Origin of the sequence: Pantoea sp. BR_17 (assembly GCF_041955125.1) — a bacterium.
In the GTDB taxonomy this organism is placed as follows: Bacteria; Pseudomonadota; Gammaproteobacteria; order Enterobacterales; family Enterobacteriaceae; genus Pantoea; species Pantoea stewartii.
The window spans coordinates 1-13423 of the sequence record NZ_JAVAXT010000012.1 but is presented as its reverse complement, the minus strand read 5'-3'; the positions used below and the strand labels follow the sequence as shown (position 1 = coordinate 13423).

Here is a 13423-nt window from a genome sequence, read left to right as displayed (position 1 = left end):
ATAATTCGGCTTTCCGACAGCATATGCACAACAATGTTCCCGATAATCATCTACTCGCGAGGTGATTTTAGGACAATTAAACGTTACGGGCTCAACTGAGATTCAACTGATAGTATACTCTGTTATCTCCAGCTAGAATTTCCCTCCAACATAAAACGGTTTCAGGGCTAAACCGCCTAAAACGTACTAACGAACTGGAACTTTATGAGTACAAAAAAACCTGAGCGTGAATATTTTCTCGACTCCATTCGGGCCTGTTTGATGTTGTTAGGCGTGCCGTTTCACGTCTCCCTGATCTATTCGTCTCAGTCATGGGCCGTCAATAGCCACGATGCCTCACTGTGGCTCACTACCCTCAATGATTTTATTCATTCGTTTCGTATGCAGGTGTTCTTTGTTATCTCGGGCTACTTCTCTTATATGCTCTATCTGCGCTATCAGCCTCAGCGCTTTCTGAAAGTCCGCTTAGAGCGCGTCGGGATTCCGATGCTCACCGCGGTTCCGCTGATCACGCTGCCGCAGTTCTTTATGCTGAAAGCCTGGACACCAAAGCTGTCGAACTGGAACAATTTATCGCTGTATGACAAGTACAATACGCTGATGTGGGAGTTGATCTCGCACCTGTGGTTTTTGCTGGTGCTGGTGCTGCTTACCACACTGGGCATGCTCACCTTCCGCTGGCTACGCGATCAGCAGCGCAATATTGACTACCAACGTGTCGGCTGGACAAAGCTGGCTCTGGGGCTGTTATTGTGGGCCGTGCTCTGGGGAGCAGTACGGCGGGCGATTTTTTATGCCCACCCTTCCCTGTTGGGCGATGCGCTGTTTAACTTTGCCGTTATGCAGTGTCTGTTCTTCCTGCCGTTTTTTATGCTGGGTGCCCTCAGCTGGAAACATCAGGCGCTGAAAACGCTGTTTGTCCGGGCAAACCCGCTGCTGTACGTCGGGGCCATCGTGATGCTGGTCGCCTACATTGCAAACCAACGGCTGAACAGTGGCGAAGGCTGGCTGTATGAAACCGACGCGCTGATCAGCAGCATGATGGGGCTTTGCATGCTGAACGTTTGTTACAGTCTGGGTCATAAATGGCTGAATTCTCACTCTCCTCAGATCATGTACCTGGTCAATGCCTCCCTGTTCATTTACCTGGTGCATCACCCTTTGACCCTGCTGTACGGAATTTTTATGACGCCGCATTTGCACAACAACACGTTTGGCTTTTTTCTGGGCCTCTTAATGGTGTTTGGTGCCTCCTTCATTTTGTATGAGTTGCACCTGCGCATTCCTCTGCTGCGCTTTCTGTTCTCCGGTAAACCGCAAAAGCGTTAAGGTAAAGGCGACCGTCCGGGTCGCCTTTTTTATTACAGTAGCCACTCAATAGGCAGCCGCCAGACCAGCCGGACCTGCAGACGTTGCCACCAGCTACAGCCGGGCTCATGCTTATGCACAACCTGCTGCGCTTCGCCTGGATATTCCAGCCAGTTTACCCGGCCCCACTTATCCAGTTGCAATGTCCAGGCTCTGTCACGCATGGATTCACTAAAGCGCCGGTGGGTTTCCGTGGCCAGGGTTTCACTTTCGATCACCAGTCCCATCTCCGTGTTTAACACGGCGGAACGCGGATCAAAGTTAAACGAGCCAATAAACAGAATGGCTTCGTCTACCGAGAAGGTTTTCGCATGCAGGCTTGAGCCAGAATTCCCGGTTAACCCGCGATCGTGCGGCGCATCGTTTACGCCCGCCTGCGGCTTTAACTCATACAGCGCGATGCCATGACGCAGGAGCTTTTTGCGCCACTTGGCATAACCGGCATGCACAACAGAAACGTCGTTCGCTGCCAGAGAGTTCGTCAGAATCGCAATTTTCACGCCTTTACGCTTTAGCGACAATAACTGCGCCACGCCCGCGCGGGTGGGAACAAAGTAGGCGGAAATGATATCAAACTGACGCTGGGGTGAACCGATAACCTCCAGCATGCGCTGGGGCAGAAGCGATTTGTGACGGGCTTTACCCAGCCCCTTGCGCGGATCGTCACTCAACAGCCGGGCTTTTGCCCAGACAAACGGTAAGCTGTCCTGCGTCAGTTGCTGAATCAGTGGCGAATGGCTCAGTCGCTTCAGATAGTGCTGAACGCCCTCGTTCTCACGCCATTCGGGAGGCAGAACGACCTCAGGATGTGCCGTCACGTCCTGTTCCAGCACATCGTCCAAAGGGGAAACCGGTTTACTGTGCCAGTAGCGTTCAAAATCCTCCGCCACTTCCTTGACCACGGTCCCAATTGCCAGCACGTCGAGATCGGCAAACAGCGGTTCGTTACCTGTCCCAAAGTATTCATCGCCAATGTTGCGCCCACCCACCACCGTGGTGATGCCATCGGCGGTAAAGCTTTTATTGTGCATACGACGATTGAGGCGTGCAAAATCAGTGAGGTAACCCAAGGCGCGCAACGTGCGAAAGGAAAAGGGGTTGAACAGTCTGACGGTAATATTTGGATGATGATTAAGCTGCGCCAGCGTATCGTCCAGCCCTGGCGTATTGTTATCATCGAGCAGGAGCCGGACTTTCACGCCGCGATTGGCTGCATCCAGCATGGCGCTGAACAGGAGCCGACCAGACATGTCGTTTTGCCAGATATAGTATTGAATATCCAGCGTCTTTGTCGCTTTTTCCATCAGCAGGTAACGGGCAGCAAAGGCATCCAGCCCGTCACTCAGCGGATGAATACCGCTTAGCCCCGGATGACGCAGCCCGGGCGGAACAAGCCGTTGCTCAAGCCAACTCTGGCTCGGTGCAGGCTGGGGAAGATTAAACGCTTCGGTCATGGAGAGTCCCTGAATCTTACGGTCATTTATTATTATTCCTTCGCGCGGCACGGGATGCCAGTCGCGGTTGCTCAGCTGCAAGACTGAAGGCAATGTTTTTTAGTCTAGACTTACTCCAACGATCTGTGACCGACATTTGTCCGGCAGGAGAGGAATATGCGCAACCAGCCTATCACTGACGATCACGTACACCATCAACCCCGTCTGTTTCAAAGCTTTTTTCAGGGCAGTTTTCCCTGCTCTACCGCCTGCCGCACGCCAGGTAAGCGCCTGGATATGGTGATCAGCAGTGGCCACGATATGTTGTTCAGAAAAGACTATGCCGCGCTGGTCGATTTGCATCTGTTGACCGCACGTGACGGTGCGCGCTGGCATCTGATTGAGAAAACGCCAGGCCAGTACGATTGGCGTAGCTTTTTACCCATGGTCGATGCGGCGCGGGATCAACAGTTGCAGGTCATCTGGGAGCTGGCCCATTTTGGCTATCCGGACCATCTCACTATCTGGAAAGCCAGCTTTGTCGATCATTTTGAACGTTATGCCCGTGCGATGGCGACATTGCTGCGCGATCGGGGAATCGAACAGCCCTTTTTTACCCCGATTAACCAAATATCGTTCTGGTCCTGGGCGGGTGCGGAGGTGGCCTGGTTTAATCCTCACGTCAGTCAGCGCGGAAAAGAGTTAAAACGGCAACTGGTCCGTGCCTCTCTGGCGGCGATACAGGCGATTCGCGACGTGATTCCCGCGGCGCGATTTGTCCTTACCGATCCGCTGGTACAGATTGCCCATCATCCTGATAACCCTGACAGTAAACCCGGGGCCGATGCCCAACATCAGGCTCAGTTTGAGGCCTGGGATATGCTGGCCGGTCGCCTTGATAAGGAACTGGGCGGGCGCGAAGAGTATCTGGATATTCTGGGTCTGAATTATTACCCCGATAACCACTGGTATTTTCCCGATCAGCCCATGGACAGAGACGATCCCGTACGGGCCCCACTCCACCTGTTACTGGCCCAGTACTGGCAACGCTATCAGCGCCCCATGTTAATCGCTGAGACGGGCGCAGAAGGCGAGGCACGGGCCCCCTGGCTGCAGGAAGTCAGTGAAAATGTTATGGTCGCGCTGGATCAGGGTATCGCGATGGAAGGGATTTCTCTGTACCCGGTGGTTGAGTATCCGGCCTGGGCCGATGACAGACGGTCGCCAGGCTCACTGTTAGGGCTGGCCGATCCGAACGGCAACCGAACGGTACACGAGAATCTGGCACTGGTACTACGAAGCCAGCAGATTAAATTCAGTCAGCGCGTTCAGCGTTGACCGGTGGGCGGTTTAGGATAGCAGGTTTGTGCATCGACATGGTCGACGGGCGTGGTAAGACGGCTGTCGTTAAACCATGTCATCAGAAACAGAAAGGTGACACCAATCAGGCAAGCCGTCAGCAGCCCAATAATCGCAATCAGTTTATCATCGCGCGATTCCATCCCTCACTCCTTTCAGGTCCGGTTGATAAACACTAGCTCATCCAAAGCGTGACGATCAGAACGAAAATTATAAGCGTTACCGACGTCACTGCAAGCACCACAATCGCGAAGTGCGCATCGGCAAGCGGCTGAGCCACGGGTTCCTCATGCTCTTCTGGTGGGTGGGGTAAGAACATGCTCTTCCTGGTCAAAACGGCATAATGGGGCGATAGTGCGCGACAGTGTAAAACAGCCCCGTCGCGTTAGCCGTGATTTTACAAAACAGACCGCTGGCAAACTGATGGGCGACGATTACGGCCCCCTGGCGTCAGCCTGATGCCGTGCCCCACTCTGGTTTTCGCCCGACCAGCCCCCGCCGAGTGCACTGTATAACGCGATTTGGGCCTGCAACAGATTATTCTTTACCGTTACCAGATTTAGCTGCGTGGCAAACAGGGTGCGTTGCGCATCCAGTTCGTCCAGATAAGAAGCATAGCCATTTTGATAGCGATTCGTTGCAATACGCAGTGCCTCGGCGACAAACTGCTCTTGCTTCTGGAGCGCTTCACGCTGTGCTTCGCCCTGGCGAATGGCATCCAGCGCGTTATTGACTTCGGAGAACGCGTTTCTTACCACTTTCTCATAGGTGTAAAGTGCCTGATTGCGAGAAGCCATAGCGACATCGACCTGGGCAGTCAATGCTTCACGGTTCAGCAACGGTGCCAGAATACTGCCTCCTACGCTCCAGAGGCGGAACGGATCGTCCACCAGCTGATGCAAAACGGAACGCTGTAATGTACCCGACGCTGTCAGATTAATTCCCGGCAGTAACTTCGCCTTTGACGCAGCCAGGCTGGCATCGGCGGCCAGCAGCTGGCGCTGCGCCTGGACGATATCCGGGCGACGATTCAGTAAGGCTGACGGCAAAATGCCCGGTATCGTCTGTGGCATCAGGACAGTAAAGTCGCGGTGACGGGCTACCTCCCGAGGGTTCATGCCGACTAAAATACTGAGCGCGTTTTCCTGCTGAGCAATCTGATGCTGTAACTGCGGCACCTGGGCTTGCGCGGACTGATACTCCGATGAGGCCTGCATCCACTCCAGCCGGGACGTATAACCTGTTTCAAACTGACGCTGCGCCAGTCGGAGCGAGTTACGCCGTATGGCCAGCGTCGCTTCGGTCACGCGCAGTTGTTCATCCAGCGCGCAGAGCGTCATATAACCCGATGCAACGGAACTGGCGATGGTCAGTTCTGCGGCCGACGCGGCCGCCTGCTGCGCCTCCAGCGTGGCGCGGGTGGCATCAATCGTATCGGCCCGTGCGCCCCACAAATCGACATTGTAACTGGCCTGAAGCTGCCCCTGAAAAACGGAGGTTTCATAAGGCTGCCCGGTCACAGCCGACAGGGCACGTTGACGCGTTGCCGCAACCCCGCCACTGAGCGTGGGAAAGTTATCGCCCTCAGCGCCACGCAGTTGCGCACGATATTGATTCACCCGCGAACGGGCTATCAAAATATCGGGATTATGCTGTAATGCCTGCTCCACCAGTCGGTTCAGATCCCGATCGCCAAACGCCTGCCACCAGGCCGCCTCTGGCGGCGCGGAAGGCCCAACCTGTTCGCGCCATTGTGACGGAATGGGTAACGAGGCCGGGGCTTTCTCAACCTGGGTGCTGCACCCTGCTAACAGGGCGGCCAGCATGCCTGCCACTAACCGAGCGCCCTTCATGGTGCGGTCTCACTGACTGGTGAGGCCGCCGTATCAATACTGACCTCGACTGACATGCCGGGCCGTAACTGTTGCTGCACCTCCGGCGCGACGTCAATGCGTACGGGAATACGCTGGGCGATTTTCACAAAGTTACCGGTCGCGTTATCCGGTGAGATAGCGCTGAATTCTGAGCCTGCCGCTGGCGAGATATCGGCAACGCGACCGTCGAAACGTTTACCATCCAGCGCATCGACACGAATCGTCACCGGCAACCCCGCGCGAATATGCGCAAGCTGGGTTTCTTTATAGTTTGCGATGATCCACTTATGTGCAGGCACCACGGAGGTCAGGCGCGTCCCGGCCGTCACATAGGCGCCTTTACGCACCGATAACTGCCCTAACTGACCCGCATCGGGTGATATGATACGGGTGTTTGCCAGGTCGATTTCAGCCAGCTCCAGCGCCGCCTGCGCACTGGCAACGTCCGCCTCCAGCGACGCCCGGTTTACGATCACCGTTTGCAGATTTTGCTGAGCGACTGCAACCTGGGCTTCCGCCTGATGAAGCTGAGCCAGCCCCTGCGCGTTCGCTGCGCGTGCGGCATCCCGCTCACGCACGGAGAGCGAACCATCCGCGGCCAGATTCTCTACCCGCTTCAGATCCAGGCCACTTTTCACCGCCTGCGCTCTGGCGTTTTCCAGAGCGGCTTTGTTGCTCTGGATCGTGGCCTGCGCGCTAAGACGCTGCTGTTGGTTGTTGCTCAGAGCGGCCTGCTTCATGGCCAGTTGTGCCTGCGCCTGATGCACTCGCTGGCGATAAATACGATCGTCAATCGTCATCAGCACCTGACCTTTTTTGACCGGCTGCAGATCGGCCACGTTCACAGCAGTCAGATATCCGCTCACCTGCGGGCTGATAAAGGTGACCTGGCCGCGTACATAGGCGTTTTCCGTGCTCTGGACCGGACTGGTAAAAGGCCATAGCTGCCAGGCATACAGAATAACCAGCACACCAATGACCGCAATGCCGCTCCCCAGGGCGATGGAGAGAATACGACGGCGATTGGCCCGATCGCGTTCTGCTGCCTGAAGTTCATCCTGCTGACTCATACTTACTCCGTTCGTTCTTGTGCGGCGGCGAGCTGACGCTGCTCTGCCAGATGAAATTTGGCCTGTCGCCAGTCAAGGTAGCGTCGACGTGTTAAACGCCATAACACCCACATCAGCGTAACCAGCGCCAGAGTTGCGGTCAGCAGATAGGTGTCGTTGTAGGCCAGGACGTTCGCCTGCAGGGTGGCGACGGACTGAAGCTGGCTGGTGCTTTGGGCACTCAATAATACGCTATCGCCAATCTGGCTGCTAAAGAGCCCACCATATTGCGTAAGCCGATCGCTGACGTTGGGATCCAGTAACGATAATTGATCGCCGAGCAGGCTGGAGTGATATTTTTCACGCCAGACCTGAAAGGTTCCCAGAATCGCTGATCCGATTAAACCGCCCAGGTTTTGGCTCATGCCGAACAGGACCACGAAACTGACCAGATTTTTAGGCTGCGTGACGACGCTGCCAATCCCCATCAGCATGGCCGGCGCCATGAAAAAGGCACTGCCGAACCCCAGCAGAAACTGACTCAGGTACATATTGTTCGCGCGCGTGACCGGGCTGGATTGCGCATCCATCAGTGAGGCGATAATCATGACGACCAGCGATGCGACGATCGGCCAGTTAAGATGGGTAGGCTTGATAGTCAGCGTGCTGGCGGCAATGCCCGCCACCACACCGGCCATGATGGCAAGCGCCAGGCCGTGCATTTGATCATTCTGTAATCCAATCTGCTGCAGGAAGCCGACTGCCCCCGTATTCTGCTCTGCCAGTACGATGCGAATCATGATCATCACAATGCCTAAACGCACGATCATTCCACTGCTGAGCCAGCGCGTGTTAATGAGTGGATTGCGGCGATTGTGCTCAATCACAAAGGCACTGACGATCAGCACCAGCGCCAGGGCTGAACAGATCCCCAGCCAGGGCGTACTGAACCACCACTCAATACGGCCCAGCGACAGCACGCCACACAGCAACGCCATGCCCGGAGCCAGCAGGATAAACGTCAGGAAATCCCTCTTTTCAAAAGCTTTAATACGATCGCCCGGCGGCAGCTTAACCACCAGCACCGCCCCTAATGCAATCAGCGCTAACCCCAGCTCAAACAGATACAGCCCTCGCCACTCGTCCAGTTGTAGCAACTCACTGGAGAACAGGCGCGCCAGCGGAATAGCGAGCTGTGAGGCGGTGAGACCAATGACCAGCGCTTTTAAGCGATGCCTGGCAGGCCAGGCCTGAACCTGGTAATAAATGCCCAGCGAGCTTAGCGCCGCACCGACCATGCCATGGGCCGTGCGCACGATAATCGCTGAACTCAGATCGTTGGCAAACAGATGGAAAAAGGCGACCAGGACGTACAGCACCAAAAACGCTTCGGTAAATACGCGTAAACCAAACTGCTGGCGAAATTTTACCAACAGCAGGTTGATGGAGATGTTCCCCATCACATACACCGCGGGCAGCCAGGCAATTTCGTTGGAATAAGCCGCGAAGGTGCCTTGCAGATTGGTCAGATTAGCCGTAACCAGCGCATTACTTAACGCGCCGGTCAGCGAGATCAGCAACCCTATCAGCCCAAAGGCAACACGCTTGGGTGGGGAATGGATTGGCGTCGAAGGCGAGCCCGGCAGCATGGGTTTTTCATGAGGCAACCATTCACGCGCAGCGTAGGGATTGCGCCGGGCCATACTTACATACTTCCCATTCGGGTCAGCAGCGTTTGTAAAACGCGCTCTACCAGGGCGATTTCCTGAGGATCAATATCCGCCAGCAGTTGCGTGCGCAGCGCATCGGCCTGCGTCTTTACTTTTGCGAACGCTTCATTGCCCTTCTCGGTCAGCACCAGATGACGCTTGCGGCGATCTTCGGCGGGCTGGACCCGGGATAACAGGTCCTGTTTCACCAGGCGATCCACCAACGGCACCATACTCGCATCTTCCAGGCCCATTAACTGCGCCAGTTCGGTTTGCGTGAGGCGTTGAGGTTCACTGGCGATAAGCCCTATCGCCATCCAGCTACTGGTGCTCAGACCGCTGTCTTTAAGATGGCGGTCAACGGCCAGGCGCCAGGCATGGGCGGTCAGGTGCAGCAGGTGGGTAAAGGTACGGTTAGATGACATTTATAAGTAGCTGCCTAATGATTAGAGTTCTAATTAATTGATTAAGTTATTATACGCAAAGCAAAATGCGAAAGAAAAGCATCTGTACTGTTAAATACTGGATAACAACGTCAAAATGTCCAGTCATGATCCCGCTGTCAACACCTCGGGGAGGACAAAAGCGTGAACACCTCCACCCATAACTGGGTCGATCTGCGCCGCGACGCGCGTAGCGGCATCGAAGCGATACGGGCGCATTTTACCGGACATGCTTACGATCCTCACTGGCATGACAGTTACTTAATTGGCGTGACGGAGCAAGGCGTGCAGCAGTTCCACTCCCGTCAGAAACGTCATCGGAGCCGACCGGGCACGGTCTTTATGTTGGAACCTGAAGAGCTTCACGATGGCGATGCCATTGATGCACAGGGCTTTACCTACCGCATGCTCTATCTGTCACCTCATCATCTGCACCAGCAGTTTGCACCTGGCTGTCTGGACAGTGCGCCCGGCAGTGAACTGCGTTTTGCCACCACGCTTCAGGATGAGAAATGGCTCTCCTGGGCGGTCTGGCACGCCTTCGACGCGCTCTGGCACAATCACCCGCAGTTAATCAAAGATGCGGCGCTGGAGCGGCTATTCCGCCATCTTCGTCACTTGCCTGTCTGGCGCAATACGCGGCCGGATGTGGCACCGACACTGGCCCATCAGGCACGAGACTGGCTTATTGCTTACCACGTCGATAACCCCGGCATTGCCCAGATGGCACAGGCGCTGAACGTGGATCGTTTTCGGCTTTCCCGCCTGTTCCAGCAGCAGTGGGGCCTGCCGCCCCACGCCTGGTTGGTACAGTGGCGGCTCAGTCAGGCACGCCGACGGCTGGCTATGGGCCATTTACCCGCTGAGGTGGCTGCCGATCTTGGCTTTGCAGACCAGAGTCATCTGGGGCGCTGGTTTAAACGCGCCTGCCAGCTGACGCCTGCACGTTACCAGCAACTGTGCACAAATCTTCCAGACGCTGATCACTAGCCTTGCCACAATGGCATTTTGTGTCAGGAGAAGATAATGAGCGACTTACGATGTGTCATGATTTTGAACAGTGCGTTACCGGCCGGCAAAGCCACCAATGCTGCCGCCGTTATCGCTCTGACGCTGGGACAACGTCATCCCAGTCTGGTCGGTGAAGACCTGGAAGATGCGACAACGCAGCGCTATCCGGGGCTCATCCCCGTTGGCATTCCTGTCCTGGGGGCCGATAGTGCTCAACTCAGCACCGTGTGGCACCAGAGTGAACAGACAGACTGTGACATTGTGGTCTTTCCCGAGCAGGGTCAGTCAACCACCGACTACCAGGCCTTCAGTGACACGATGAAGACGCTGCCCGCCCCGAAATGGCGCCTGCTTGGGATGGCGATAGTGGGCGACAAAAAAGCGGTTCGCAAACTCACTGCAAAACTCAACCTGTTTAGTTAACCCTCCCGGGAAAGCACGCTGCTTTCCCGTCGGCCTGGCCCGCTTGTACACATTTCCTGTACAGGAAAGCGACAAACAAAATTCTTAACATCCTAATTGTTAAGGATTAGCATTTTATGCTTAATAATCTACTTGTACAAATAAACTTTAATTGTATAACTTTACATACAACGAGTTGTGATCACGACTCTGTAACGAATGATGCATCTGCGTCGCCTCTGAAGGTGTAATGGATTTCCACCCTCAGAGGTTTCTTTTTTGATTTTGATGACCTGCTTGTTGAGTTTGGCGCCATTGTATTTTTATGCGATGGCTTTTAGGTCTGTTTGTCGCGCACTCTACCGGGTAGCCGACTTTTTCAAAGGCTGACACATGCAAAACACACTGCCCCAAACGGATAAAGAGATCGCGGATTACTTCACCGCTGCGGCGACTAAACCCGACAGCGATATGGAGATTCTTGGTCTCGTTGTCGCGGAAATCTTACAGTCAGGTATGGCCGTCAATAATAAAGCCATTATTTCGAAACTGATTCATCGCCTCGAGCTGGAGCGCGACGAAGTCTCACTGGACGTTTATCGTCATCTGCTTGAGATGGTGGTGTATAAAACGCCAGACGACCTGACGGTATAATCCTTTCTCCATGGATGGAGTCATTTCGCTTTTTCTGGCTTCTTCTCTGAGCTGTCGGTAACATTCGCCCTTCACCAAATCCTGTCTTCCTTGCCTTTCGCGCAAGCTTAAAATAAAAGAGCCTGTTTACACTATGAATCAACAACATGATGTCGCCACAACAGCCGTTGTGGAAAACGATGTCAGTGTCGGCCGCGTCTTACGCTCGCCTGCACTGCTGACGCGAGAATGCCTGGCCGGCGTGATCACGGCGCTGGCGCTTATTCCGGAAGTGATCTCGTTTTCGGTTATCGCCGGGGTCGATCCGAAGGTCAGCCTGGTGGCCTCTGTCGTACTCTGCCTGACGCTGTCTTTGCTTGGCGGCCGTCCTGCCATGGTAACCGCCGCAGCGGGTTCGGTTGCGCTGGTGATTGGGCCTATGGTCCATGCGCATGGCGTGGCCTATATTCTTCCTGCCGTTGTGATGGCCGGGATCATTCAGATTCTGTTTGGCGTTACAGGTATGTCACGTGCGATGCGTTATATTCCCCGTTCGGTCATGATCGGCTTTGTGAATGCGCTTGGCGTTTTAATTTTCTTTGCTCAGGTCCCGCATGTCTGGGGTCAATCGCCGCTGGTGTGGGCACTCTTCACCGTGACGCTGGCCATCGTGCTGCTCCTGCCCCGCGTGCTGAAAAGTGTGCCCTCTCCCTTAGTGGCCATCGTGGTCGTGACCGCCGTGGCGCTGGCGATGGGCTATCGCGTCCCGACGGTGGGTGATGAAGGCCCCATGAGCGCAGGTCTGCCAGACTTTACGGCACTGACCGTTCCGCTCAACTGGCAGACCTTATCCATCGTCTGGCCCACCGCGCTGAGCGTGGCGTTTGTAGGACTAATGGAATCGCTGCTGACCGCCAAGCTGGTGGATGACCTTACAGATACGCCGTCCAGCAAACGTCGCGAATCCTGGGGGCTGGGTATAGGTAATATTTTGGCCGGTTTTTACGGTGGTATCGCCGGATGCGCCATGATCGGACAGACCATTGTCAACGTGGAACTGGGTAAAGCACGTAGCCGGGTTTCAACGGTTGCCGCCGCCCTCGTGCTGTTACTGCTGGTGACGGGCCTGAGCCACATCATGGCGCAGATCCCGATGGTGGTGCTGGCCGGCATCATGATGATTGTCGCCGTCAAGACGGTCAACTGGCACAGTTTGCAGCCCGCGACGCTGAAACGGATGCCCTGGTCAGAAACGCTGGTCATGCTGTTAACGGTAGGTATTACCGTGTTAACCAGTAACCTGGCGCTGGGGGTGCTGGCGGGGGTAGTGGTGGCAATGATGTTGTTTGCCCGGCGCGTCGCGCATGTGATTCATGCGGAAAGAACGTTGAGTGAGGACGGACAGTCTGTGCGCTACGATGTTCGCGGACCGCTGTTTTTTGCCAGCAGCAACGATTTGTTTGAGCACTTCGATTACGCACATGACCCTAAATCTGTCACCATTGATTTAACGCACGCACAGATATGGGATGCCTCCACCGTCGCTGCACTGGATGGTATCGAATACCGTTATCAGCGTCATGGTGCCAGCGTCACCATTGAAGGTCTGGATATGCGCAGCAGCGATTTTCATCGCCGCCTGAGCGGTAACCTGAGCTGAGACACTGGCCTGCTGCGGCACGCAGCAGGCCCCTCTTACGCCTGCTGTCGCCGTGCCCGATAGCGCGCGACCATCGTAATTAATGCCTGGTATAACAGGCCAGCATAAAGACTCATCAAAACAGCCAGGCCAATTTCTTTGCCCTGCGCCTGCCATGACATAAACCACATGAAGACGCCCCATAACACTGAAAAAATCAGCCAGCCGCGGACGAATTTCAAAATGCCATTCATAAACGCCACTCCTCTTTTGTGATGCGCTACTTTAGCTGGCGTTGAAACAAAAAACCGGATTAAACGCGCGAGATGAGAAGTATCTCAAAAAACGGATAGAGGGCGGAATCGCTTCGCTTTTCTGCTTTACCCCCGTTATGTTTAGTAACAGCTAACTACAATTAGCTTACTGTTAATTTCACAAGGGAAATAGCATGAATCGTCGTCTGACTTTTTTCGCTGCTGTTGTCGCTGCCTCAACATTGACCG

Annotated in this window: 14 protein-coding genes; 6 read left to right on the top strand and 8 right to left on the bottom strand. The window is 54.9% G+C overall.

The window, feature by feature from the left end; all coding sequences use genetic code 11:
- Positions 1-204: 204 nt before the first annotated feature.
- Positions 205-1329, top strand: a complete 1125-nt coding sequence (gene mdoC / locus RAC60_RS17295; RefSeq protein WP_058701400.1) for a glucans biosynthesis protein MdoC — start codon at positions 205-207, stop codon at positions 1327-1329.
- Positions 1330-1361: 32 nt separating this feature from the next.
- Here the strand turns inward: mdoC and RAC60_RS17290 are convergent, their stop codons facing one another.
- Positions 1362-2822: a phospholipase D family protein gene (locus RAC60_RS17290; protein WP_058701401.1), complete on the bottom strand. Its 1461-nt coding sequence runs from the start codon at positions 2820-2822 to the stop codon at positions 1362-1364.
- Positions 2823-2978: 156 nt separating this feature from the next.
- Here RAC60_RS17290 and RAC60_RS17285 point away from each other — a divergent pair, with 156 nt between their 5' ends.
- Positions 2979-4139: a beta-glucosidase gene (locus RAC60_RS17285; protein ID WP_033737580.1), complete on the top strand. Its 1161-nt coding sequence runs from the start codon at positions 2979-2981 to the stop codon at positions 4137-4139.
- On the opposite strand, the gene RAC60_RS17280 is transcribed toward RAC60_RS17285, so the two are convergent.
- The 6 genes from RAC60_RS17280 to RAC60_RS17255 form a co-directional block, all read right to left on the bottom strand.
- Complete coding sequence (locus RAC60_RS17280; RefSeq protein ID WP_006118789.1) at positions 4130-4303, bottom strand: hypothetical protein; 174 nt, start codon at positions 4301-4303, stop codon at positions 4130-4132. The genes RAC60_RS17285 and RAC60_RS17280 overlap by 10 nt on opposite strands.
- A 32-nt stretch (positions 4304-4335) precedes the next feature.
- Entirely contained in the window at positions 4336-4479 is a 144-nt protein-coding gene (locus RAC60_RS17275; protein ID WP_006118788.1) for a hypothetical protein, read from the bottom strand.
- A 115-nt stretch (positions 4480-4594) separates the two neighbouring features.
- Positions 4595-6013 (bottom strand): efflux transporter outer membrane subunit, encoded by a 1419-nt coding sequence (locus tag RAC60_RS17270; RefSeq protein ID WP_375094079.1) that lies wholly within the window; start codon positions 6011-6013, stop codon positions 4595-4597.
- Positions 6010-7104: an HlyD family secretion protein gene (locus tag RAC60_RS17265; protein WP_039341174.1), complete on the bottom strand. Its 1095-nt coding sequence runs from the start codon at positions 7102-7104 to the stop codon at positions 6010-6012. Before RAC60_RS17265 ends, RAC60_RS17270 begins: the two co-directional genes overlap by 4 nt.
- A 2-nt stretch (positions 7105-7106) precedes the next feature.
- Positions 7107-8786 (bottom strand): MFS transporter, encoded by a 1680-nt coding sequence (locus tag RAC60_RS17260; protein ID WP_375094078.1) that lies wholly within the window; start codon positions 8784-8786, stop codon positions 7107-7109.
- Between the two features lie 2 nt (positions 8787-8788).
- A complete protein-coding gene (locus RAC60_RS17255) occupies positions 8789-9217 on the bottom strand; it encodes a MarR family winged helix-turn-helix transcriptional regulator (RefSeq protein WP_033737583.1) in 429 nt (142 codons plus the stop codon).
- Between the two features lie 162 nt (positions 9218-9379).
- Between RAC60_RS17255 and RAC60_RS17250 the strand changes: the two genes are divergently transcribed.
- The 4 genes from RAC60_RS17250 (at position 9380) to RAC60_RS17235 (ending at position 12941) form a co-directional block, all read left to right on the top strand.
- Positions 9380-10225, top strand: coding sequence for an AraC family transcriptional regulator (locus RAC60_RS17250; RefSeq protein ID WP_033737584.1), 846 nt, complete (start codon positions 9380-9382; stop codon positions 10223-10225).
- 36 nt (positions 10226-10261) lie between these two features.
- On the top strand, positions 10262-10669 hold the full coding sequence (locus tag RAC60_RS17245; protein WP_058701404.1) for a DUF2000 domain-containing protein: 408 nt from the start codon (positions 10262-10264) through the stop codon (positions 10667-10669).
- Between the two features lie 372 nt (positions 10670-11041).
- Positions 11042-11302 carry a biofilm/acid-resistance regulator YmgB/AriR gene (locus RAC60_RS17240; RefSeq protein WP_033737586.1) on the top strand — a complete coding sequence of 87 codons (261 nt, stop codon included), beginning with the start codon at positions 11042-11044 and terminating at the stop codon, positions 11300-11302.
- A 133-nt stretch (positions 11303-11435) separates the two neighbouring features.
- On the top strand, positions 11436-12941 hold the full coding sequence (locus RAC60_RS17235; protein ID WP_058701405.1) for a SulP family inorganic anion transporter: 1506 nt from the start codon (positions 11436-11438) through the stop codon (positions 12939-12941).
- Positions 12942-12976: 35 nt separating this feature from the next.
- On the opposite strand, the gene RAC60_RS17230 is transcribed toward RAC60_RS17235, so the two are convergent.
- A complete protein-coding gene (locus tag RAC60_RS17230) occupies positions 12977-13174 on the bottom strand; it encodes a DUF6404 family protein (RefSeq protein ID WP_006118780.1) in 198 nt (65 codons plus the stop codon).
- Positions 13175-13423 lie beyond the last annotated feature (249 nt).